Genomic DNA, 22748 nt, shown 5'->3' with positions numbered 1-22748 from the left:
GCGATGGTGTTCGGCGGCGTCGCGGCCGAGCGGCTGCACGCCGAAGCGGCGCTGTCCCAGACGTCGGCGACCTGGGGCTCGACTCCCCGGGCTTGGCCGAGACGGGAGACGACCATGTCCGCGACCTCGACAGCGAGGAGTGATCGCCAGGAATGAATAGGAATATTTTCCTGGCTCAAGGGGGCGCGGCGCCGACCGATTCAAACTCGGAAGGAAGGAATGTATTCCTATTTCAGGCGCGCTGACGACTTGGGCGACCCGTCGTTGCCCCGATATCGTTGGGCCCAGGAGGCTCAAGGCGCCTGGGTGCGCGCGGTCTCGGTGCTGGGGTGGAAGGTGTGTCCGGCCGCCACCGCGTAGGCGGGACCGTCGTCGAGGCGGACATTGGTCGGGGCGACGCCGTCGCGCACCCGCTGGAGGTCGGCCAGGAACAGACGTCTGAGAAGCGCGACGCCCGCATCGCTGGTCGCCAGGTTCTCCTCGGAGTGGAAGGTGACGGGGCCTTGGCCGACCTGGGCCTCGTAGTCCCCTGGCGACCGGCGGCGCTCCTCCTCGGTCATGTCGAACCAGCTCTTGCCCTCGTAGACCGGGATTTCCGAGAACTTGAACTTCGGCATCCACTTGGGAACCCGCAGCGCGGTGAAGATGCGGGTGTGGGTGTTGTCGATGGGCAGGTACCAGGAGATGTTCGTGCAGGGCCCCGGCGTCGTGAAGGCGGGGTGGGGCGAGATGCGAACGGTGGGCAGCAGCACCTCGACGACGCGCACGAAGTCCTCGCCGTTGCGCATCCTTCGCACCTGGGTCGAGGCCACGCCGCCGGGCGTCTTCGCGAAGCTGATATCGGGCCGCACGGCCAGCAGCTCGCTGAACTGCACCGAGCTGAAGGTGCTGTGCAGCACGAACACATGGTAGGGGTCCATCACGTTCTCGAACGCCTGGAACCAGTTGCACGGCATGATCGCGGGGCCGCCCGAACCGATGCTGGTGTCGTCCGCGCGGATTTCCTGGTTCGGCGCGAGGGTTTCCAGCACGTCGTAGCGGGGCAGGGCCGGCATTTGGTCCAGGGGGCCCATGTAGATGAAGATCAGGCCATAGAGTTCGCGCGTCGGATACGAAGGCTGGCGAACGCGGTCTCGCAGCCGCCCGCCGTCCGGCTCGCACGGTTGCTCCAGGCAGCGCCCCCGCGCGTCGAACAACCATCCATGATAGCAGCAGCGCAGCCCCTGCGGCTCGACCTTGCCGTAACGCAGATCGGCGCCGCGATGCGCGCAGCGGGCATGGAAGGCTCCGACCTCGCCATCGCCGGACCGGAACAGCACGAGGTCTTCGCCCAGCGCCCGCACCGGTCGCGGTTCCGCGTCCAGCTCCGACGCCTTCAGCACCGGATGCCAGTACCGGCGCAGAAGCTCGCCCGCCGGGGTGCCCTTGTCGACCTGCGTCAGCAGGGGATCGTAGCTCGGGGGCGGCAGGTCATAGGCCGAGAAGCGACCGTCGGAGTGCTGGACCATGCGTGAACCTCGAAGGCTTGAGCGTGGGAGAGCGGTGTCGCGGTGATGGGCTAGAGGCCAAATCCGATGCGGATATAGATGCTGCGGTTCGGATCGCTGAAAGCCGCGCGACCGTGGAGAACCGTCCTGTTGTCCAGCAGGGCCATGTCGCCCTTGCGCCAGGACAGCTTGTACTCGACCTCGCGCGAGGCGCGCAGGGCGTCACGCAGGATCTCGAGCGGAAAGGCCTCGTCCTCCTCGGTGAGCATGGTCATCTTGCCCAGCGCCAGTAGGCCTTCTTCGGGCATTTCGAGCGTATAGAGGTAGGTCAGGCCGGAGTTGGAGAACGCCACCCCCTCGCGGCGCGCGGCGGTTCGGGTCGCCGGCGTCACGAAGTCCATGATCAAGGTGTCGTCGTCCACGCGGCACGTGGCCGCCTCGCCGCGCTCGACATCCAGCGCGGACGTCAGTTGCTCGTCGATCATGTACATCGCCTCGGCATGATCGTCCGTCATCAAGGTGCGTTGCCAGAGTTCGGGACCGATCCGCAGCCGGTACCGGACCTTGCGTTCGGCGAAGAACTTCTGGGACTCGGGGCTGAGCCGTTCGAACAGTTCGAAACCGTCGTAAAGCGTGGTCTCGCCTTCGGAATCGGGCGGATGGTTGCAGTAGAAGAACAGGGTGGCGGGGATCGGGGCCGCGTAACCCCGCTCGACGTGGGCCGGAATGCCCTCCATGCCGGGCACCACGGTCTGGGTCGTGCCGTCGTCGCTGATGTACATCCGCCCGACATCGTGATGGACGAGGAATTCGGGCGCGACTTCCTGTGACAGCGTCTCGAAGTCGTCGACCGTCAGCTCGAAGCCCCGCAGGATCACCGCCCCGTGTTCGGCGACCTTCTTGGACAACATGGCGCGGTCGATCCGCGACAGGTCATCCCGGCTTCCGGTCAGGACCAGGCCCATTCGTTCGGTCAGCGGGCTCTCGACGATCATTGGCGATCTCCAGGGAGGCGGCCGCCGCGGCGGCCTGCTGCGGCGCGCGTGTCAGGAGGCGGAATCCGATCCAAACTCGCGCTCGAAGATTTCGCGGGACGCCGCGCCCCACGTCGATCGCGGCGCGGCGTCGCGAGCGCTCAGCAGATAGCGCCGCCGCATCGCCGCATCCTCGCCCGACAGGTCGGCCAGATCATGGAAGACCTCGGCCAGGGCAAGGGGGTCCTCGCCGCTGGCCTCGAGCAGCTCGGCCGCGCGGCGCAGGTCCGCGATCACTTGGCCGCGCCGATTGAACAACTTTGGCAGGCGCTTGCCCGAACCGGCGCGCAGCAGGCGGATGGCGACATGGTCGGGCGCGAGTTCAACCGCCCTGTCCAGGTGGACCAGTCCATTGCGGACCGTCGCCGGCTTGGTGACGAAGTTTCGGGAATCTCGCGCGATCATGATGGTGGCGTTGCCGAGATAGGCCAAGGCCAAGGCGTGGTCCGGCTCGGCGGCGAGCAGGCGCTTCAACGCGGTCTCGGCCTGGGCCGCCTCGCCCCTGACGCCCAGGGCGGCCAGGTTGTGGTGCGCGAGCGCCCGGATCCACAGCGTCGCGGAATCCGCTTCGTCCGCCAGGTCGCCCAGACGGGCTCGCAGGTCGGCTTCGTTCCAGAGCCGTCGGACCTCCTGGGCTCCTGGCGGAAGCGTTAGCGGGCCGGCTTGCGTCATTTCACGGCCAGGAACAGATGCGACGGCGCGCCGCTTCCGGCGCGCGCGTGGCCGGGGGGCATGATCTGGTCGAGATATCGATCCGTGTTGGTCCCGGCGATGTCTTCGTAGCCTATGCGCTCAAGCCAGGCGCGCATCTCCTCGGGACCGACGGGCGAGATCCAGCGTTCCTGGCTCGCGGCGGCCAGGCGCGCCAGGGCGCCTTCGCCGCCTCGCGAGGCGTCCCCGGCGGTGGAGAAGGCGATCCGCGCGGGCCCGCGCATCCGCAGCGGCAGGCCAAGCAGGCGCTCGATCGCCTCTCGCGACAGATAGACCAGAACACCCAGGCAGGAGAAGAAGGTCGGGGCGGAGACGGACAGGCCCTGTGCGATCAACAGGTCCAGCGGATCGTCCCGCTCGAAATCGGCCTCGACGAACCTCAGATTGGCGGGGGGCTCCAGCCCGGAGGCGGCCAGGCGCTCTCGCTTTTCGGCCTGTTCGGCGGGGCGGTCGACTTCGAAGATGGTCAGCCCGCGCGCCCAATCGGGTTGACGCCAGGCGAAGCTGTCCAGGCCCGCGCCGAGGATCACATACTGCCAGGCGACGTCTTGCCAGGCGACCTCGGGGGCGGTCTGGCGCAGCGCGTCTTCGGCATAGCGCTGGCGGGCGAGCAGGCGACGGCGAAAGCCTCGCACGGGACTGGTCTGGAACAGCTCCGGGCGCCGCTCGACCAGGCCGCGTTCGTCCGCGTTCAACAGGGACCAGGCCGCGCCGTCCTCGAGAATGCGCGGCTCGGGATCGAACAGGTGATGGACGGCGCGCTGCAGTCCCACGCTGAAAGCGGTGTTGCCGCTCGCGAGCGTCATGTCGACGCCCCGAGCGCGTCGCCCGCGGGCCGGTTGGACGGTCTCCAAACCTCCGCCTCGCAACGGCGTGTCATGACGTTTCCCCCGGTGTAATCCGACGCATCGACGCCGCGTTCGGGGTCGGAGAAAAGGTCCCGAATCCCAACGTCGCGGCGAAGACAATCCCTGATTTAATGCCTATGGAAATCCACTCTAAGATTGTAGCAAGCCATCAATCCGATAGAGCGTCAACCGTTCTCGCGGGACCTGTCGGCCGGAAAAATTATCGACGGCGATGGTCGCGCCGACGCGGCGGTTTGAGCTACCGTCATGCTCCGGGGCGTGCAAAGGTTCAATCAGGGGTTGGGCGGCGTGAGCACGGCAAATGCAATGGACGCGGGCGGGCCTTGTCGTCACGATCGCCGTGCTGGTCGGGGTCGCCATGGTGCATGGAATACCGTCTCCCGTGGCCGCTGAAGGGCATCCGACCACCTTCGGTGCGCCCGGGCGGCGGGTGTCTGGTCGACTTTTCAATTCGGCGCGGGTCACCGCCCATCCTCACCTGGTCGTTGTCCTGCATGGCGACGCGCCGGGCCATGACCCCGTCTACCAATATGACTTCGCGCGATCCTTGGCCGCCGAACGCGACGACACGATCGTGCTGGCGCTCCTGAGGCCGGGCTATCGAGACGGGCTGGGCGGCTGGTCGGACGGCGATCGAGGGCTGGCGGTCGGCGACAACTACACCGAGGACGCGGCCCGGCAGATGGTTGAGGCCGTGGTGGAGGCCGCGTCGCGCCTGCACGCCCGGGACACGGTGCTCATCGGTCATTCCGGCGGCGCGGCCATGGCGTTGATCATGCTGGCCGACCGGCCGAACCTGGCGTCGAGCGCCTTGATCGCGTCCTGCCCCTGCGACCTCGGCGCATGGCGTCGACACATGGCCGTCCGCGATTTCAACCCGCTTTTCCTGCTGCCGGTGCGGAGCGTCTCGCCGCTGTCCAGGATCGGCCAGCTTTCGCCCAAGCTTGATCTGCGGCTCATTGTCGGCGAGCGCGACCCGGTGGCGCCGCCGTGGCTGAGCCGACGCTTCGTGCAGGCGGGGCAGGCGCGCGGCCTGCGCGTTCGCCTGGCGCTGGCGCCGGGGGCCGGGCACGAAATCCTGGAAAGTCCGGAGATGCTGGCCGCGGCCAAGGATCTGCATTGATGATCACCGGCTAGAAGGTCTTGGCGAACCCGATCGACAGCGAACGCGCCAGCGCGGCGCCGCCGTAGACGGTTTGGTCGCCGCCGAACGTGGTCGCGCCCACCAGGCTGACCGACCAGCCGGTGCTCAGATCCAAGACCGCCGTGGCCTGGACCAAGCCCGAGCCGTCCTGAGGGCTGATGTTGGCCAGCACCGACCCGCCGAGGCGGTCGACGAAAACCGAATCCGCGCCGACGCGCATGAAGACCGCGTCGCGGATGCGGAGCTCTTCCTCGTTGCTGGCGAAATAGTTGAGAAGGCGGAACTCGGCCTGGGCCAGTCCGCCGCCGGCGGCGATCTTGGACAGGCGCGACCACTGGGCCGCCGACGGCGCGGCGCTGCTGTGGTCGTATTCCAGAACGAGGTTGATCTTCGATGTCGGGCTGTAGCTGAAGCCGGTGGCCAGGCCATGGAAGGTCTGATCGCGCTTGGCCCCGGGCAGTCCTTCGGGCCCTGGCGGGAGCACGCCGGTCTCGCGAGCGAAATCGGTCGAGCGCGCCAGGAGGCTGTCGCCCACGCCGGCGCGTCCTTCGAGAAACAGCACCACGGTGTCGCCCAGGCCCGTCGAGAGATTGAGGCCCGCGGACCACCGGTCGTCGTCGTACAGCAGCAGGACTTCCGGCGCGAAATTGTGGTCCAGCGCATAGCTGGCCTTGAGCAGCCCGCGCGCGCGGGCGTTCGTCCGATAGAGATCCAGGCCCACGCCCTGGGGGCGGACATAACCGAAAGGCCGCGGTTCGCTGAGCTTTGGGGCGACGATCGCCGTCACCGCGCCCTTGTCGAACAGCGCCAGGGCCGAGACCATCACCACGCCGAGGCGGCTTTCGCGCCGCACGAGAGGGTCCAGCGAGACCTCGTCAACGTTCGAACGGCCTCGAAAGAGATCCGTGGGATTGTACGCATAGGCGACGCCGGACCGGTAGTTGACGCGGCCCAGGTTGAGCGCCGAGGTGTCGCTCGGCGTCCAGGTCAGATAGGTCTCGCGCACATATAGCCTTATGCCGTCGCCGGACGGCGTGTCCTGGGTGGCCGAGGCGCGCAGGCTGTAGTTGAGGCGCAGCGGTCGACCTTCGCCGACCAGACCCCGCGCGTCGAGATTCAGCAGGTAGGCCGCCTGGTCGTCGCCTCGCGTCGTCCCAAACGCCGGCGAAGCGCGTGTCCGGGTCTCCTGGGCGACGCCATTGAGCTTCAGCAGCGGGAGGCCCGACGCCGACTGGGACTGGATCGGCGCGCTGTCGGAAAGCACGCCGATGTCTGGAAGGGGATCGGACGATGTCTGCCGCGCCAGCGCCCCAGAGGCGGTGGTCGCGACCAGGATCGCCGCCAGCCCCCCCACGGCCCTGGTCATCTAGCGCGATCCAAGATGAGGCAGGTAGTCTCGCTGGAACCAGGCGTCGGGAATGTCCGCGGCCTGGAAATCGGAGAAGCGCATTTTCGTGGTCAGGCGGTTGTCGATCTGGTCCAGGATGATCGCCTCCAGCGGCCGCGTTCCGCCCAGCACGGTCTGGTAGGCGCGGTAGTAGACGATCTTCAGCAGCCTGCCGCTGTCGGCATAGTACTTGGTCTTGACCGGCAGGCTGCTGGCGACGTCGATCCAGTGCTCGAGGCGGGCGTATACGGCGCGGTCGTTGGCGGCGGTCATGTCCAGGCGCCAGCACGCGCGATCGGCGCGGTCGGCGTCGACGACCTGCTCGCGCTTGGCGGTCTTGGCGGCGTAGTCCTTGGCCAGGTTGACCGTCAGCACGTCGCCGTTGGAGGCCTGACCCGTCAATCGCTGCTGGGGCGACACCCGGACCGTCGCGCTCGAGGACGGGTCGTAGAACCACATCAGCCGCCCGTCCATCAGCATGATCTTGCCGGCGTCGGCGGCGGGGGCGACGTAGCGCACGAGATTGCGATATTGCTGCGTGCCGGCGTCCAGCTTCGAATAGATCCGCAAGGCCAGGGTGCTGGCGACGGCTCCGTTGCGGTATTCCGTCAGCGTGTTCAGCGTGCTGAACGGGCGGCCGCCGTTGCGGACCCGATCCGCCGTGACCAGGATTTGTTGCGCCGAGGGCGCGGCCTGGGCCAGCAGCGCTGGACTCGCCAGCGCCAACAGAACCTCGCGGCGCCGCCAGGCCGGCGTTTCAGACGTGCCGCAGGGCATCGACCACCTCCATGCGCGCCGCGCGATTGGCCGGCCGGACGCTGGCGAGGGTCACGATCGCCACCAGCCCGATCCAGACTCCGAACAGCAGCTGCGGGAACTCGAAGAAATAGAGGCGGAAGGGGACGCGCCCGGCGGCGCCCGGCGGCGTCCAGGTCAGGCCCGAGGCGTTGATCGCAAAGGCCAGGAGGCTGGCGACCACCAGGCCCAGGGTCGCGCCCGCCAGGCCCAGGATCAGCCCCTCGGCGAGGAACAGGTTTCGCACGCCGCCGCGCTGGACGCCGAGCGCGCGCAAGGTGCCGATCTCGTTCGTGCGCTCGACGACGGTCATCTGCAGGGTGTTGACGACCGTGAACAACACGATCGTGCCGAGGATGGAGGCCACGAAGCCGAAGATCACCGACAGGAAGCTGGTGGTCTGGGCGTACAGAGGCGCGATCTGGGTAAAATCCCTCATCTCGAGCGAAAGCCCGGCTTGGCGGATGATCTGGAGGACGCGTTTCTTGGCGCGGGCGAGATCGGCGGTGTCGTTGAGTTGCAGCACGATGCTGGTGACACGGGGCTCGCCGCGCCCGTAGACCAGCTTCTGGGCCAGGGGCAGGGTCATGGCGACATAGGCGTCGTCGATCTCCTTGACGCCTTGGAACTCGGCCCGCTCGACGTTCAGGGAGACCACGTTCGGCGCGCCGGACGCGGTGGCGGCCAGCAAGTCGATCCGGGGCTTCGCGCCGCCGGCGGCCATGGTCGCCGGCGCATCCAGAGCGCGAAGGCTTTCGAACTGGCTTTCGTCCGCGGCGACGGCCTGGACCTTGGGCGGCGGAGCGGCGCACCAGCGCAGGTCCAGGGGCGCGCACATTTGCAGGATCGTGGCCAAGCCGGTGCCGATCACGCCGCTTTCCGGATCGTCGGACCTGACCGCCGAGCGGCGCACGTCGAATTCCGGGATCTTGTAGGCGTTCCAGCGCTGCATGGTCGCCCGGTCGGCGGGAACCACGCCGTCGCCCATGAAGGTGCGCGAGGTCCCGGCCGGATAGTAGCCGGCCACGCCGAAGACCGCCTGGGTCTCGGTGACGACCCGGGTCAGGCGCGACAGCTGCGGATCCGCGCGCAGCGTGTCGACCACCCGCTGGTAGTTGGGGATGCCGTAGGCGGACGGGTCGCCGGCGCCGAAGGCGTTGTAACCCTTCTGATAGAGCGCCAGATGGCCGACGCGTTCGACCGTCGAGGTCTGGTAGCTCAGGACGACGTAGCGCATGAACGACCCGAAGGTCAGGATCGTGATGGCGCTCAGCATGATCGAGAGCGTGGTCGACATGGAGCGTCGCCCGTTGCGCAGGACGTTGCGCAAGGCCACCTGCGGCAGCGAGATCATGACAACGCTCCAGCGGTTTCGAGGGCGCGACCGTCGGAGATGGTGATGACCTGCTCGCCGCGGCGGATCAGGTTCCGGTCGTGCGTGGAGAAGATGAAGGTCGTGGCGAAGCGCTGCTGCATCTCGGCCATCAGGTCGATGATCATTTCGCCCGTGCGGCTGTCGAGATTGGCGGTGGGCTCGTCGGCGAGGACCAGGGCGGGCCGCTTGACCAGGGCGCGCGCGATGGCGACCCGCTGGCGCTGGCCGCCGCTGATTTCCCCCGGACGCTGGTCGCGCTGATCGGCGACGCCGACGGCCTCCAGCGCCTGCAGGGTTCGCTCGCGGCGCTCGACCGGCGACAGATCGGTCAGGCGAAGGACGTATTCGACGTTTTCGAACGCCGAAAGCACCGGCACCAGGTTGAAGGTCTGAAAAATGTAGCCGATGCGCTCGGCGCGAAATCGCGTGGCGTCGCGATCGGCGAGCGCGCCCACCTCCACGCCATCGATGAACACCTCGCCGGAGGTGGGACGATCCACGCAGCCGAGGATGTTGAGCAAGGTCGTCTTGCCCGACCCCGAGGCGCCGACGATCATGGCGAACTTGCGCGGCTCGATCGTCAGATTGACGCCCCGAAGCGCGGGGACTTCAACCTTCGCGTCGCGATAGGTCTTGATCAGGTTCCGAACTTCAACGAGCACTTCTTCCTCCGTGGCCGGGTTCGCGGCGTGGAATCACAGCCGAGACAGGAGGCCTATGATCTTGGGGACGTCCGTCTATCTCCTGGCGCTCGACGGGGCGGCGGGCACGCCCTGGCCGACGACGCGCCTGAACCGCGATGACCAGGCGAGGGCGGGGCGGTTCAGGCGCGCTGGCGACCAAGCCCGTTTCGTCGCCGGCCGGCTGCTGCTGGAGCGCCTGGTGCGGGACGAAACCGGCGTCGAGGACTGGCCCCTCGAAATCGGGCCTCGTGGCCGGCCGGCGCTGGTCGGCCGCGGGGCCGGTCGTCCCGACGTCAACATCAGCCATTGTCCCGGACTGATCGCGGCGGCGTTTCACGGGTCCGGCCGGGTGGGCGTCGATGTCGAGGCGGTCGACCGTTCGGTCGACGCCCTCGGCTTGGCGGATCGTTATTTCTCGCCGGAGGAGGCGGCCGAGGTGAACGCCGCGCCGTCGCCGGTGCGTCGGCGGCTCTTCCTGCGCTACTGGACCGCCAAGGAGGCCGCGATGAAGGCTATCGGCGGCGGGCTCTCGATCCCGTTGGACCAGGTGAGGGTGGATCTTTCCAGCCCTGGCCTCGCGTTCGCCCCGGAACTGGGGGAGGATCCGGCGGCATGGCGGCTCCACACGCGCGACCTGGGCGAACACCTGCTCGCCGTGGCCGTTCGCGCGGACGCTCCGCCCGGTTCGGCGTCCCTGCGCGAACGTTGGATCTCGCGCGACGATCTCGCCATTTAGCCAGGCGAACGTCATAGAGCCGGCTCCAGGCTGTCTTGCAGGGCCTCGTCAAAGGCCGTGACCAGGGCGGGAAGCCCCTCCGGCGCCAGCATCGTGAAATGCCCGCCGGCGATGGTCACCACGCGCGGCGAGCGCGCGGGCAGCGGATGCAGCGCGCCGGCGACGATCCGATCCGCGCTCTCCTTGGCGCGAACCTCGATGACGCGAGCGTCGAGGGGTGCTGGATCGTAGGCCGCCGCCGCGCCGGCGTTGGCGCGGTAGACCGCCGAGAACAGGGGCAGGTTGATAGCTTTCAGGCCGGCGCGGCCGAACTGGATTTCAAGGAGCCGCTCCAAGCGATTGGCCATCGCGTCGCCATCCGCGCGGCCCTCGGCGGGACGGTAGCTGTCCAGGAGAATGACCTGACTGACCGGTCGCTTGGCCTCGATCAGTTGCAGCGCCGCCTCGTAGGCGATCAGGCCGCCGAACGACCACCCTGAAAGCACCAGCGTGTCATAGCGGTCCAGGTCCGGCGCGGCCGTCAGGCAGTGACGGGCGATGTCGGCAAGCGTCGTCAGCGGCGTCTCGCCGGGCTCGACCCCAGGCAGGCGGCAGGTGTGAACGTCGACCTGCGAGGTCAGGCGGCGCGCCAGCTGGCTATAGGTGGAGCCCATGCCGAGCATGGTGGGCATCAACAGCACCGCCGTTCGCGCCCCCGAACGGGTTCGCAACGGGATGGGGAAGGGCGTGGCGTTGTCGACGTCATCCTCGGCCAGCCATTGCGCCAGCTCCGCGACGGTGGGGCGCGCGAACAGTTTGCTGAGCGGCGCCCTGCGGCCCAGAACCGTCGCCAGCCTGGCGCCGAAGCGCGCCGCCAGCAGAGAGTCGCCGCCGAGTTCGAAGAAGTTGTCGTGGACCCCAACCCGGTCGATGCCGAGAACTTCGCACAGCAGGTCGGCCACACGACGTTCCAGCGGAGTGCGTGGCGCGACATAGACGGTTTCGGCCAGCGCGCGCTCGGGCATCGGCAACGCCGCGCGATCCAGCTTCCCATTGGGCAGCCTGGGCAGGGTCTCCAGCACCACGAAGGCCGACGGCGTCATGTAGTCCGGCAACCGCGACTTGACCCGGATGCGCAGGCGCTCGACGTCGATCGCGGCGCCGGCCGTCGGCGTGACGTAGGCGACGAGCCGCTTGTGGCCGCCGGCGTCCTCGCGCACGACCACGGCCGCGCTGGCGACGGACGGATGGCCTGTCAGCTGGGTCTCGATCTCGCCGGGTTCAATGCGATAGCCGTGCAGCTTGACCTGCTCGTCGACGCGGCCAAACAGCTCCACCGCGCCGTCGAGCCGCCAGCGGCCGAGATCGCCGGTGCGATAGAGGCGCTGGCCGGGGGCGAAGTCGGCGGTGACGAAGCGCGCTTCGGTGAGGTCGGGCCTGTTGAGATAGCCCCGGCCCACGCCCGCTCCGCCCACCCAGAGTTCGCCGATCGCGCCCTTGGGCGCCAGGGCGCCGGCGTCATCGACGATATAGGCCGACATGCCGGCGATGGGGCGGCCGATGGGCATGCGCGCCGCGTCCAGCGGAGCCTCGCACCACAGGCTGTCGATCGTGGCTTCCGTCGGACCGTAGAGATTGACCAATCGGGCCGCCGAGCACGCGGCGAACCGGCGCGCCAGGTCCGGGCTCAGGGGCTCGCCGCCGCAAAATTGCAGGCGAAGCGCCTTGGCGCGCGAAAAGACGCCGGCGTCGATCAACAGGTCCAGCAGCGACGGAACGCACTGCATGACGGTGACGCCGCCAGCCAGCAGGTTCTCGATTTCCTGAGGATCGGCGCCCGCCTGGGGCGGCGCCAGCACCAGTGTCGCGCCGGCCGCCAGCGGCGAGACCAGTTCCCACACCGAGGCGTCGAAACTGCTCGGCGTTCGTTGCAGCACCCTGTCGCCGGGACCCAGGCCAAAAGCGTCGTTGAACCAGACGGTGTGGTTGACGATGTTCCGGTGTTCGATCAGCGCCCCCTTGGGCCGTCCGGTCGTGCCCGAGGTGTAGATCACGTAGGCCAGGCTTTCCGGCCGCGCCGCGCACGGCGGAGCCTCGGCGTCCTCCGCGGGCTCGTCCAAGGTCACCAGCGGCGTTCCGGTTGGAAGCACGCCCGAGAAGTTCGCGTCGGAAACCACCGCCGCGACCTCGGCGTCGTTGAGCATGAAAACCCGGCGATCGGGCGGATAGTCCGGGTCGATCGGCAGGTAGGCGCCTCCCGCCTTGAGCGTGGCCAAAATCGCGCAGACCAGCTCAACGCCGCGCGGCAGGCACAGAGCCACCAGCCGGTCTGGACCCACGCCCAGGGCCTGCAGGCGACGCGCCAGGTGGTTGGCGCGGGCGTCGAGCTGGGCATAGGTCAGCTTGGCGTCGCCGCATTCGACGGCCGTCGCCTCGGGCGCTCGCCGGGCCTGGGCGGCGATCAAGTCGTGAAGCAGGCCCTCTGCCTGGAGAGGCGGTCCCGAAGCCTGGGCCAGCAGCGCCTGGCGCTCGGCTTCGCCCACGCTCTTGAGCGCCTGGATCGGGGCGTCGGGTTCCGCGCAAGCCGCGCTCAACATGCCGGTGAGCTGGCGCGCCAGGTCGGCGATGCTCTCCGCGGCGAACCGCTCGTCCTGATAGGAGATCGTCAGGTAGAGGTCTTCGCTTTCCCACATGATCAGGGACAGGCCGAACAACTGTGTGCCGCCCGTGGCCAGGGCCATGGCGCGCCCCGCGTGCTCGCCGTAGGCGATGTGGGTTTCACGCGTGCGCGGCAACATGTTGGTGCAGGCGTTGAACAGCGGCGACAGGTCGCCGTCACGGCTCAAGCCGCGCGTGGCGGTCTCGATGGGGACGTCCTGGTTGGCCAGCATGCGGCCCGTTTCATCCTGGACGCGTTCGACCAACTGGCGAAAGCTGAGCGCCGGATCGAGGCGCACCCGCAAGGCGCCCATGCGCGAGAACAGGCCCACGACCAGTTCCGCCTCGCTTCGCGTCCGGCCGGCCAGGGGAACGCCCAGGACAAGGTCATCCGAGCGGGAACGCCGACCCAGCACGATCGCCCAGGCGGTCGAGATCAGGGCGAACAGGCCGACGCCGGTTTGCTGGGCGAGGGCGCGGGCCGCCGCGGCCACGTCGGGCGGCGCGATCCATTCGTGTTCCCGAGCGCTGAAGGTGACGTCCGCCCGTCGCGCATGATCGGCGGGCATATCCAGCGGCGGAGGCGCGGCCGCCACCAGCCTGCGCCAGTAGTCCAGCTGGGCCTGGCCGAGACTGCCGTCCAGCAGACGTTGTTGCCAGCGAGCGATGTCGAAATAGCGATGGGGCGGCCCCTGCGGGGACTCCCGGCCGGCGACCACGTCGGAATAGAACGCGGCCAGATCGCGTCCGATCAGCATCGTCGACCAGCCGTCGCTGACGAGGTGGTGGGCGAGGGTGACCACATAGCTGCGCTTCGGCGACAGGAAGAGGCCGACCCGGAAAAGCGGCTCGCCATCCGGCTCGAAGCCCCGCTCGCTGAAGTCCATGGCCAAGCGCTCGAGGGCGGGTATGTCGTCGTCCTCCAGTTCGCGCACCAGCGGGCGGAACCGCTCGGGATCGTGAAGCCCCAGGTCCCATCCGTCGTCCGAAGGCTGGATGGAAAGCCGCAATTGTTCGTGCCGCCGCACCAACTGGGCGACGGCCTTCTCGAAGGCGACGGGGTCGAGGCGCCCGTCGATCTCGATCGAGCTGACGATCCGAAACTGTCCCAGTTGGGGTTCCAGCCGCCAGAGCAGCCAGATTCGTTCCTGGTCGATCGAGAGGGTCGGAGCCGCCAGCGGCTCGGGCGTGATCCGTCGCAGATCCGCCTCGGCGCGCAAATAGGCCAGCACCTCGTCACGGCGCGCCTTGAGCGCGGCGCGATCGGCGGCGTCCAGCTGCTCGGTCCCCGACAGGGTGATGCGATCGCCGTCGGCGCGCAGGCCCACTCCCTTTCCGCGAACGCGCCAGAGGAGGTCGACGAGCAGTTCGGAGGCGTCCGAATTCACAGGTAGTCCTCCGCGTCTTGAGGCGCGCAGCAATGCCGCGCCAGAGCCTGGACCGTCGGGGCCAGGACGAAGGCCAGCGGCGAGATTTCCAGGCCGAACCGTGTTCTGAGGTGATTGATCACCACCATCATCTGCAGAGATCGCCCGCCGAGGTCGAAAAAGCTGACATCGAGCGGGATTTCGGGCGTTTCAAGAACAAACGACCAAAGTACTCGCAGGAAATCAGAGACTTCCTTTTCGTCAAAGGTAGTTTGATTAATTTCGACCTCTAGCAAAACGTCTTGCAAGGAATTTCTCCTTTACATCGAATGCCTATTCTGAATTCTTCAATTGCCGAAAGCTCGTCGCAAGGGGCGTGGCCATCTTGGCGGCATGGGAGGGGTTGATGAGCTACCTGCACGGCATTGGCCTGGCGACGGGACCGGCGATCCCCTTGGCTCAGGCGGCCGGAGCGGACGAGGATCCGAAGACGGTGCTGGTTCTGGCCCAGGAAGGATTTTCCGAGGTGGCGATCGACGAGGAAGGCCTCGTCGCGCTGGCTCGCCGCGCCATGAGCGAGACCCTCGAACGCGCCGCCGTGGATCCGCTCGACGTGGACGCGGTGGTGCTGGCCACCGAAAGCTTCTGGGACGTCGGCGCGCCGAAGGTCGAGGAGCGTCAGCGGCTCGAACATCTGCGCCTCCGCGACGCCCTGCTCGAGACGTTCGCGGGGCTGGGCTTGGCCAGGGCCTGTCCCTATGGCGCCTGGTTGTCGGCTTGCGGCAACCTTGGCGTCTCGCTCGGGCTTTCCCACGCCATGGTCGCGGCCGGCCAGCACCAGCGCATCCTGGTGGTGACGGTCGACCGACAGAGGCCCGACCTTCCGCGGTTCATGAGGGGCGGCGCGGCGGTTCTGGGCGACGCGGCCGCCAGTTGCCTGGTCGGGACGGAGCCGCGGTCGGGCTTTCGGATCGAGGCGGTGCGCTCGGTGGGCGCGCCGGGCGTGGCCCAGCTGGACCCACGCAAGGACTTCAGCCGCCTGGTTCTGGAGACCCACAAGTCCGTTCGCCGCCTGGATCGGGACTTCACGGCGGTCATCGGCGCGCCGTTGCGCGAGGCCCAGCACGTGCTGGCCGGACACTTCCACGTTGATGCGCTGAAGGTGATCGCCGACACGCTGAAGCTTCCGGCCGAGCGCTTGAGGCGGGAGGGCCGCGCCGCCTACGGACACCTGGACGCCAGCGACAACCTGGTCACCTTGCGCGCGCTGGACGACCAGGGCCAGATCGCCGAGGGCGATCTCGTCGTGTTGCTGAACACCGGCGTCTGGACCTGGAGCGCGGTGGCTCTGCGCAAGACCGCCTAGGGGGCGGGGATGGGGAGGGCGACCGCTCATGACCACCCCAGCCCGACCGCGAGCGCCGCGTTGTGGCCGCCGAACGCGAAAGACGTCGAAAGCGCGGTCGTCATGCGGGCGTCGCGCGCCACATTGGGCACGTAATCGAGGTCGCACTGCGGGTCGGGCTCCGAGAAATTGATCGTCGGCGGAATGAAGCCGCCCCGGGCGCTGGCGATCGTGGCGCAAAGTTCGATCGCGCCGCCCGCGCCGATCGTGTGGCCGTGCATCGACTTGGTGGACGACACCATCAGGCGGTCGGCGTGAGCGCCGAAGGCCTGCCGCAACGCGGCCGTCTCGGCGATGTCGTTGACCTGGGTGCCTGTGCCGTGCGCGTTGACATAGTCGACGTCTTCCGAGTTCAGCCCCGCGTCGCGCAGGCAGGCCGATACGACGTCGGCGCATCCTCCCACCGACGGATTGACCAGGTGCCCGGCGTCCGAGTTCATGGCGAAGCCCAGAAGTTCGGCCTTGATGTCGGCCCCGCGGCGCTGGGCCAGATCCATCGCTTCGAGGACGACGACGCCGGCGCCCTCGCCCAGCACCATCCCCAACCGGTCGCGCGAGAACGGGCGGCAGGTGTCCGGGGCCATGACCCGCAGGCCGTCCCAGGCCCGCAACTGGCCCCACGACAAGGTCGCGTCGCATCCTCCGGTCACGGCGACGTCGGCCAGGCCCGCGCGGATCATCTGGAAGGCTACGCCGATGGCGTGGCTGGCGGAGGCGCAGGCGGTGGAGACCATGAACGACGGGCCGGTCAGACCGTGAGCCATGGTGACCTGGCTGACCGGCGCGTTGATCATCAGCTTGGGCACGCACAGCGGATGAGGTCGCCCGCCCATCTTGTAGGTGGCGTGAAAATTGTCGTCGATGGCCGTCGCGCAGCCCGTGCCCGTCCCCAGCACGGTCATCACCCGAGACCGGTCGATCTTGTCCAGCGCCAGTCCGGAGTCGGCCAGGGCCTGGTCGGCGGCGAGCAGAGCGAACTGCGAGGTCCGGTCCAGAAGGACCAAGCGGCGCTCGTCGAAATGGTCGGTGGCGACATAGTCGCGGATCTCGGCGGCCACCTTGGCCTGGAGGCCCTCGCGGGACACCAGGGAGATGGGGCCGATGCCCGCCCGGGATTCCCGCAGCGAGGCCTGCAGTTCGGCCATGGACCGGCCGATGGCGCACATCACGCCCATGCCGGTGATCGCTACGCGTCGCATCGCCATCCTCAGGCCTGCGATGGCGCGGGGACGAGGGCGTCGGCTTCGACGATCAGTTGCGTGACAAGGTCGATGACGTCGCCGGCCGTCCTCAGCTTCTCCTTGTCCTGGGCGTTGGCGTTGAACGGGATCGCGATCTTGAAACGGTCCTCCAGCTCGAAGACCGTCTCGATGATGTCGATCGAGTCCAGGCCGGCGCTGTCGAGCGTCATCTCCCGCGTGAATTCCGTCGGGTCGATCTTCACGCGGGAGCTGATGATCCCGATGATTTCCGCGTCGTAGGGGCTTTTCATCACATCCTCCTTGGTTGTTCGCGGGGTCGGCGTGCTCAGACGCGGTGCCAGCGGAACGTCAACCTGGCCACGGCCAGGAACAGCACGGTCCAGGCGGAAAGGATCAGCAGCACACCGCCCTGGTGGGACAGGTCCTGGCCCTGGATCAGGGCCGACCGCAGGCCGGCGACGAGCTGGCTGGTCGGCAGATACGACAGCCATTGACGAATCTGGTCAGGGACGCCCCGCAAGGGGATGGTCAGGTCGCTGAGCATCAGAAGGCCAAGATAGACGATGTTGGAGAGGAAGATGGCGACCGGCGCGGCGGAGATGCGCGAGGCCATCATCGCGCCGAGACTGATCATCGCGGCCGCTCCGACGCACGTCAGCACCGTCGCCGTGACCAGGGCGGTAAGGGTGAGGGGCATGACGATCCCCAGAACCCAGCGTCCAAAGACCAACAGCAGGGCCGAGGCGATGAAGAGCACGATCACGCGGGCCAGGATCAGCGCCGCCAGATAGCTCAGCGGTCCCAGCGGCAGGCACGCCATCAGTTTGAAGGTGTTCTGTTCTCGGCGGGTGGCGATCGCCACGCAGGTCGAGCTGATGGCGGCCGACATCATGGCCACCACGAGCACCCCCGTCAGCAGGTATTGGGAAAAGTCGATCAGGCGCGGCGCGGCGCGGCCGCTGATCTCCACGCGCACGGGCATGGCGGCCTTGGCCAGCCTCGCGTTGTAGGCGATCGTCACGGGCCCGAAGACGCGTGCGGCCACCTGGGTGCCGATCTCGCCGTTACGCTCGTACTCGACGCTCACCGAGACCGGAGCGCCGCGCGCGGCGGCGCCGCCGAACCCCTTGGGCACCGTCACGCGCACATGGCCCGCGGTCACGGGGCCGCGGCCGCTGTCGGCCACCAGCTTGCCGCTGACCGGATCGCCGCTGGCGAAGACGCGGCCAACCGCCGCCAGATAGTCGCGGCTGGCATCGCTGCGGTCGTGATCGACGACCTCGATGGTCACCGGCGCCAGCGTGCTGCCGCTGCCCGAGGCGATCATCATCATGCCCAGGAAGACGATCGGGAACAGGAAGATCCAGAACAGCGAGACCCTCTCGCGCATCAGGCTGCGCAATTCGGTGCGGATCAGGGCGTCGAAGCCGCTAAGCATGGGTGTCTCCCAAGGCGCAGACGTGAAGCAGGTCGGTGTAGCTGGCCGCGCCGAATTCGACCGAGGCGATCGCCGGCTCGCCGATCAGCGCGTGGGCCAGGGTTTCGAGGTCGGAGCCGCCGAACAGGTGCAGCTGTTCGGGCCGCGGCGCGTGGATCAGCCGGACGGCGCCCTGGGCGCGGGCGCGCAGACGCTCGGCGCTGGCGGCGTCGTGCAGGCTGACCTTGAGGGCGTATTCGCCGAGCATGTCCTTGACCAGCGTGGCCGGCGGCGCGAAGGCCGCGACGCGCCCGTCGCGCATCCACAGCATGCGGTCGGCCAGCGAAAGCTCGTGCGCCGAGTGGCAGGCCAGCAGCACGGTGGCCGAGCTCATCCCGCTCAACAGGTGATGGGTGGCGGTGGCGAACTGCTGGTCCAGGCCGGTGAAGGGCTCGTCGAGCAGGATCAGGTCGGGGCGGTGCGCCAGGGCCATGACCAGGTCGACGCGCTGGCGCTGGCCGCGCGAGAGCCAGTCATAGTTGAAGTTCCGCATTCGGGGGACGTCCAGCGCCTCCAGGACGGCCTGCGCCTGGCTGCCGTAGATGCGCCGGTGCAGGTCCAGAACGTCCCGGACCCGCAACCCGAATGGCAGCGCCGTGCGCTGCAGGAGCACACCCATTCGCCGGCGCAGGCGCGGGCTGCGGGCCCAGGCCTGGAGGCTGGCCTCACCGATGCCGCCTTCCGCGACGTCCGTCTTGCGCAGGCCCAGCAGCGCCTCGAGCAGGGTCGTCTTGCCCGCGCCGTTGGCGCCGACGATCGCCACCGTCTCGCCGGCCGCCAGGGACAGATCCTGGACGTCGAGCGCGAAGCCCGCTTTTGTCTTCACGATCAGACGATCAACCCGCACGCCCGGAGGCGGGGAGGTCGCGGAGGGCGCTCCGGGCTTGGGGAGCAGGGCGGGCGCGAGATCGTCGCGAACCTCGTTGTCGGAAAGGCTCATGAGGGGACTCCGATCGTGGTTCGGGCGTCGTGATAGCGGGTTCGCAGGTCGTGCCTGTCGATCTTGCCGTTCGGGGATCGCGGCAGGGACGCCAGGGGCCAGAGCAGGGGGGCCATGTATCCGGGCAGCCGCGCGGCGACGAACATCTCGACCGCCTGAGGCGAGCCGCCGGGACGCAAGACGACCGCGCCGACGGGCCGTTGACCCAGCGCTTCGTCGTCGATCCCGAAGACGGCGGCTTCGAGCACGTCAGGCGCCTCGGAGAGCACGGACTCGATCTCGAGCGGACTGATGCGGTAGCCCGATGTCTTGATCATCTCGTCGCGCCGCCCGCGGAAGTAGAGAAAGCCCTCGGCGTCGGTTTCCACCAGGTCGCCCGACCAGACCGCCATCTCGGCCAGCAAGCCCGGGCGACCGCCCGGCAGGGGGCGAAAACGGGCGGCGGTCTCCTCGGGACGGTTCCAGTATCCCAGCGTCACGAGCGCGCCACGGTGCACCAGCTCGCCGACCTGCCCAGGCGGGCAGGGCGCGCCGCGCTCATCGAGCACCAGGATTTCGCTGTTGGGGATGGCCTTGCCGATCGAGTCGGGCCGGCGGTCGACCTCCGATGGATCGAGATAGGTCGAGCGAAACGCCTCCGTGAGGCCGTACATCAGGAAGGGGCGGGCGGCGGGAAAGCACGCGCGCAGTTCAGCCAGCAGTGGTGCGGACATATGCCCGCCGGTGTTGGCGAACAGCCGTACGCCCCGGCTGGCGGCCGGTGTCCAGGGACCGTCGACGATCAGCCGCCAAAGGGGCGGCACCGCCGTGATCATGGTGACGCCTTCGGCTTCGCAAAGGGTGATCAGCGGCTTGGCCCGCAGGAAGCCGTGGAGGACGATCTTCGCGCCGGCCATCAGGCCCGTGGTGATCTGGCTGAGACCCGCGTCGAAGCTGAGCGGCAGCACCGCCAGCACGACGTCGTCGGGGCGCGTGCCGAGGTAGGCGTTCACCGCCTGGGCGCCGCAGATGAGGTTGCGGTGGGACACGACCACGCCCTTGGGCAGGCCGGTGGAACCGGACGTGTAGAGAATGGCGGCCGGATCGTTGTCGATGCTGCGATGCGGAGGTGCGTCGGCCGCACGTTCGCTCAGCGCCTTCCAGTCCAGGTCGGGCCCGTCCGAATCCGCAGGGGCGGAGCCCACCAGCAGCAGGGACAGGCCTTCCAGGTCGCAGTCGTGGGCCAGGAGGCCGGCCCGCCGGGCGGTGGTGACCAGCGCCTTGGGCGCGCAGTCGGCGATGATATGCCCGACCTGGCGCGGCTTGAGCTTGGGGTTGACCGGTACGGCGACGAGACCGGCGGACCAGGCCGCGAGGATGGACACGACCGCCTCGATCGTCGCGTCCAGGAAAATCGCTACGCGGTCGCGCGGCGCCAGGCCCAGGTGGACCAGTCCGCTCGCCAGGTTGGAGACCGCCGCGTGCAAGGCCGCGTAGGTCAGGCTTTGGGGGCCGCAGACCAGCGCCGTCGCCTCGCCGCGCACCTGGGCCTGGCGGGTCAGGAAGGCCATGAAGGTGGGATCGGCCGACACGCTCATGTCTCCGCTCCGCCGTCCGCGAACCCGAACTCGTCGGCGTCCAGGCGCACCACGACATCCTCGAGCTCATGGATCAGGGCCGCTCGCGCCGGCAGGCCGCTCAGGGTGTTGCGCGCGAAGAACCGCGCGGTCTTGACCTTGCCGCGATAGAAGGCCGGGTCGGGCTTGTCCGCGCTCAGGGCGCGCTCGGCCACGCAGGCGGCCTCCAGCAGGCCCCAGCCGGCCGCCACGTCGCCAAAAATCGCCAGGAACCGCGTGCAGATCTGCGGGATCAGCGCGATGCGGCCTTCGACGACATGCCGTTGGATCGCCTCGAGCGCGCCGGTCAGGCAGCGCAGGCCCGCCTCCAGCAGGGCGAATTCCGCCGCCAGGTTAGGATGGGCCGCTCCCCGCGCCAGGAAAGCTTCGACGTCCTCGGTGAAGTAGCGCATGGCGAGGGCCTGGCGGCCCAGCCCCAGCTTCTCGCGCACCAGGTCCTGGGCCTGGATGTAGTTGGTGCCCTCCCAGATGGAGAGCACGCGGATATCGCGGCAGTACTGCTCGACAGGGTTGTCGCGCAGATAGCCGACGCCGCCGTGGACCTGGATCGCTTGGCTGGCGACCTTCCAGGCCTCGTCGGAGACATAGGCTTTCACCATCGGCGTGTAGAGCAGGATCAGGCGCGCCGACCGCTCCATGTCGTCCTTGCCCAGGCCGGCCGCCACCATCTGCTGAACCTTGGTGACCTCGCGGGTGAGACGACCGATCAGGCTGCGGCACCCTTCGACCGAGGCGCGCATCTCCAAAAGCATGCGCTGGACGTCGAGGTGCTCGATGATCGGCACCTGGTCGGCCTCGACATTGGAGGCCTCCTCGAAGCGACGGCCCTGAACGCGCCGGCGAGCGAAACGCAGGCTGTGGAGATAAGCGCTGGACGCCAGACCCAGCGCGATCTGCCCGGTGCCGATGCGCGCGCGGCGGATCAGGGGCTGAAGCTGCAGCAGGGCGACGTTCTTGCGACCGCCCAGCAAGGTTCCTCGCGTGACGCCGCCGCAACCGAACGCCAGCTGCGTGTTGGCGCAGCCGTTCAGGCCCATCTTGTCCTCGACGCGCGTGCAGCGGACGAAGTTGTCGGTGAGACTCCCGTCCGCTTCCGGCCAGAAACGGGGCACCAGGAAACAGGACAGCGAAAAGAAGCCGGGCTTGGCGTCGGCGACGCGGCCGATGACCAGGTAGACGGTGTTCTCGACCAGAGGGTTCATGCCCGCGGTGATGAACCGCTTTACGCCGCTGACGGCGTAGACCCCGTCCTGCAACGGTTCGGCGTGGGTCCTGACGTCGGACAGGTCGCTGCCGGCCGTGTCCTCGGTGGCGCAGAAGCAGGCGTCCCAGCGACCTTCGGCCAGGGGTTGCTCGAACAGGGCCCGCTGTTCGGGCGTGGCCGCGTGTCCCATCAAGAACAGCGCCGAGGGCGTGAAGCCGCCGTAGGTCATGAACGCGGGATTGGCCCCGACGAACATCTCGAAGATCATCTGATTGACGATCTGCGGCAGGCCGGGCCGCTCTTGGCTGACGGTCTCCGTCTGCAGACGCAGCCAGTGCCAGTCGCGCAGGAATTCCTCCCAGAGCGCCGCGAACGCGCGGGGAATGACGACCTCGCCGTCGGCGTCGAGATGCGCGGGCGAGCGGTCGGCCTCCTGGTACGCCCGGCCCAGCTTGGCGGCGAAGGTCCGGGCGCGGGCCAGGATGTCCTCGACCCTGGTCCGGTCCACGGCCTCGAAGGGCGCGGCGCCCAGCGCCCACTGGTCGGCCTCCTGCAGTTCCCAAAGGAAGAAGGCCGTCTCCCGAGCGTCGTTCAGATAGACGGATTCGGACGGCGCGGTTCGCGGCGGGGCGAAGGGCGGCGCATCCGCGTTGACCAGGGAGATGAGCGAAGCGGGCAC

General features: G+C 68.5%; 19 protein-coding genes. 3 read left to right on the top strand and 16 right to left on the bottom strand.

Annotated features, from left to right (window positions below; genetic code table 11):
• Window positions 1-293 precede the first annotated feature (293 nt).
• From ASD38_RS23045 to ASD38_RS23030, 4 genes are read right to left on the bottom strand one after another with little or no spacing between them, the layout of a single operon-like run.
• Window positions 294-1508 (bottom strand): aromatic ring-hydroxylating dioxygenase subunit alpha, encoded by a 1215-nt coding sequence (locus ASD38_RS23045; RefSeq protein ID WP_056463870.1) that lies wholly within the window; start codon window positions 1506-1508, stop codon window positions 294-296.
• A 50-nt stretch (window positions 1509-1558) separates the two neighbouring features.
• Window positions 1559-2482 carry a TauD/TfdA family dioxygenase gene (locus tag ASD38_RS23040; RefSeq protein WP_056439822.1) on the bottom strand — a complete coding sequence of 308 codons (924 nt, stop codon included), beginning with the start codon at window positions 2480-2482 and terminating at the stop codon, window positions 1559-1561.
• Window positions 2483-2533: 51 nt separating this feature from the next.
• A complete protein-coding gene (locus ASD38_RS23035) occupies window positions 2534-3193 on the bottom strand; it encodes a hypothetical protein (RefSeq protein ID WP_056463867.1) in 660 nt (219 codons plus the stop codon).
• Entirely contained in the window at window positions 3190-4038 is an 849-nt protein-coding gene (locus ASD38_RS23030; protein WP_156390852.1) for a class I SAM-dependent methyltransferase, read from the bottom strand. Before ASD38_RS23030 ends, ASD38_RS23035 begins: the two co-directional genes overlap by 4 nt.
• Before the next feature lie 364 nt (window positions 4039-4402).
• Here ASD38_RS23030 and ASD38_RS23025 point away from each other — a divergent pair, with 364 nt between their 5' ends.
• Window positions 4403-5224, top strand: a complete 822-nt coding sequence (locus tag ASD38_RS23025) for an alpha/beta hydrolase (RefSeq protein WP_156390851.1) — start codon at window positions 4403-4405, stop codon at window positions 5222-5224.
• Window positions 5225-5234: 10 nt separating this feature from the next.
• Here the strand turns inward: ASD38_RS23025 and ASD38_RS23020 are convergent, their stop codons facing one another.
• Genes ASD38_RS23020 through ASD38_RS23005 form a run of 4 tightly spaced genes read right to left on the bottom strand, consistent with a single transcriptional unit; the run spans window position 5235 to window position 9464 of the window.
• The gene (locus ASD38_RS23020; RefSeq protein WP_056463858.1) at window positions 5235-6611 is read right to left on the bottom strand and encodes a hypothetical protein; all 1377 of its coding nucleotides are present in this window, start codon (window positions 6609-6611) and stop codon (window positions 5235-5237) included.
• Window positions 6612-7409 (bottom strand): outer membrane lipoprotein-sorting protein, encoded by a 798-nt coding sequence (locus tag ASD38_RS23015; protein ID WP_056463856.1) that lies wholly within the window; start codon window positions 7407-7409, stop codon window positions 6612-6614.
• The gene (locus tag ASD38_RS23010) at window positions 7390-8781 is read right to left on the bottom strand and encodes an ABC transporter permease (RefSeq protein ID WP_056463854.1); all 1392 of its coding nucleotides are present in this window, start codon (window positions 8779-8781) and stop codon (window positions 7390-7392) included. Before ASD38_RS23010 ends, ASD38_RS23015 begins: the two co-directional genes overlap by 20 nt.
• A complete protein-coding gene (locus tag ASD38_RS23005) occupies window positions 8778-9464 on the bottom strand; it encodes an ABC transporter ATP-binding protein (protein WP_056439798.1) in 687 nt (228 codons plus the stop codon). Before ASD38_RS23005 ends, ASD38_RS23010 begins: the two co-directional genes overlap by 4 nt.
• A gap of 10 nt (window positions 9465-9474) precedes the next feature.
• Between ASD38_RS23005 and ASD38_RS23000 the strand changes: the two genes are divergently transcribed.
• Window positions 9475-10221: a 4'-phosphopantetheinyl transferase family protein gene (locus ASD38_RS23000; RefSeq protein WP_156390850.1), complete on the top strand. Its 747-nt coding sequence runs from the start codon at window positions 9475-9477 to the stop codon at window positions 10219-10221.
• Between the two features lie 11 nt (window positions 10222-10232).
• Here the strand turns inward: ASD38_RS23000 and ASD38_RS22995 are convergent, their stop codons facing one another.
• Window positions 10233-14186, bottom strand: coding sequence for a non-ribosomal peptide synthetase (locus tag ASD38_RS22995; protein ID WP_156390849.1), 3954 nt, complete (start codon window positions 14184-14186; stop codon window positions 10233-10235).
• 56 nt (window positions 14187-14242) lie between these two features.
• Window positions 14243-14533 carry an acyl carrier protein gene (locus ASD38_RS22990; RefSeq protein WP_056463845.1) on the bottom strand — a complete coding sequence of 97 codons (291 nt, stop codon included), beginning with the start codon at window positions 14531-14533 and terminating at the stop codon, window positions 14243-14245.
• Between the two features lie 98 nt (window positions 14534-14631).
• Here ASD38_RS22990 and ASD38_RS22985 point away from each other — a divergent pair, with 98 nt between their 5' ends.
• Window positions 14632-15591, top strand: coding sequence for a 3-oxoacyl-[acyl-carrier-protein] synthase III C-terminal domain-containing protein (locus ASD38_RS22985; protein ID WP_056463841.1), 960 nt, complete (start codon window positions 14632-14634; stop codon window positions 15589-15591).
• Window positions 15592-15617: 26 nt separating this feature from the next.
• On the opposite strand, the gene ASD38_RS22980 is transcribed toward ASD38_RS22985, so the two are convergent.
• The 6 genes from ASD38_RS22980 to ASD38_RS22955 are packed head-to-tail and all read right to left on the bottom strand — an operon-like array spanning window position 15618 to window position 22748.
• Complete coding sequence (locus tag ASD38_RS22980) at window positions 15618-16829, bottom strand: beta-ketoacyl-[acyl-carrier-protein] synthase family protein (RefSeq protein WP_056439838.1); 1212 nt, start codon at window positions 16827-16829, stop codon at window positions 15618-15620.
• Between the two features lie 8 nt (window positions 16830-16837).
• A complete protein-coding gene (locus ASD38_RS22975; protein ID WP_056439789.1) occupies window positions 16838-17122 on the bottom strand; it encodes a phosphopantetheine-binding protein in 285 nt (94 codons plus the stop codon).
• A gap of 35 nt (window positions 17123-17157) precedes the next feature.
• The gene (locus ASD38_RS22970; protein WP_056439787.1) at window positions 17158-18270 is read right to left on the bottom strand and encodes an ABC transporter permease; all 1113 of its coding nucleotides are present in this window, start codon (window positions 18268-18270) and stop codon (window positions 17158-17160) included.
• The gene (locus ASD38_RS22965; RefSeq protein WP_056463838.1) at window positions 18263-19249 is read right to left on the bottom strand and encodes an ATP-binding cassette domain-containing protein; all 987 of its coding nucleotides are present in this window, start codon (window positions 19247-19249) and stop codon (window positions 18263-18265) included. The genes ASD38_RS22970 and ASD38_RS22965 overlap by 8 nt, the downstream gene beginning before the upstream one ends.
• Complete coding sequence (locus ASD38_RS22960; RefSeq protein ID WP_200946040.1) at window positions 19246-20826, bottom strand: acyl-CoA ligase (AMP-forming), exosortase A system-associated; 1581 nt, start codon at window positions 20824-20826, stop codon at window positions 19246-19248. The genes ASD38_RS22965 and ASD38_RS22960 overlap by 4 nt, the downstream gene beginning before the upstream one ends.
• Window positions 20823-22748 carry an acyl-CoA dehydrogenase gene (locus tag ASD38_RS22955; RefSeq protein WP_156390848.1) on the bottom strand — a complete coding sequence of 642 codons (1926 nt, stop codon included), beginning with the start codon at window positions 22746-22748 and terminating at the stop codon, window positions 20823-20825. The genes ASD38_RS22960 and ASD38_RS22955 overlap by 4 nt, the downstream gene beginning before the upstream one ends.

Source organism: Caulobacter sp. Root487D2Y (genome assembly GCF_001427165.1).
Classification (GTDB): Bacteria; Pseudomonadota; Alphaproteobacteria; order Caulobacterales; family Caulobacteraceae; genus Caulobacter.
The sequence above is the reverse complement of the archived record's forward strand: the minus strand, read 5'-3'. Positions and strand labels throughout refer to the sequence as shown.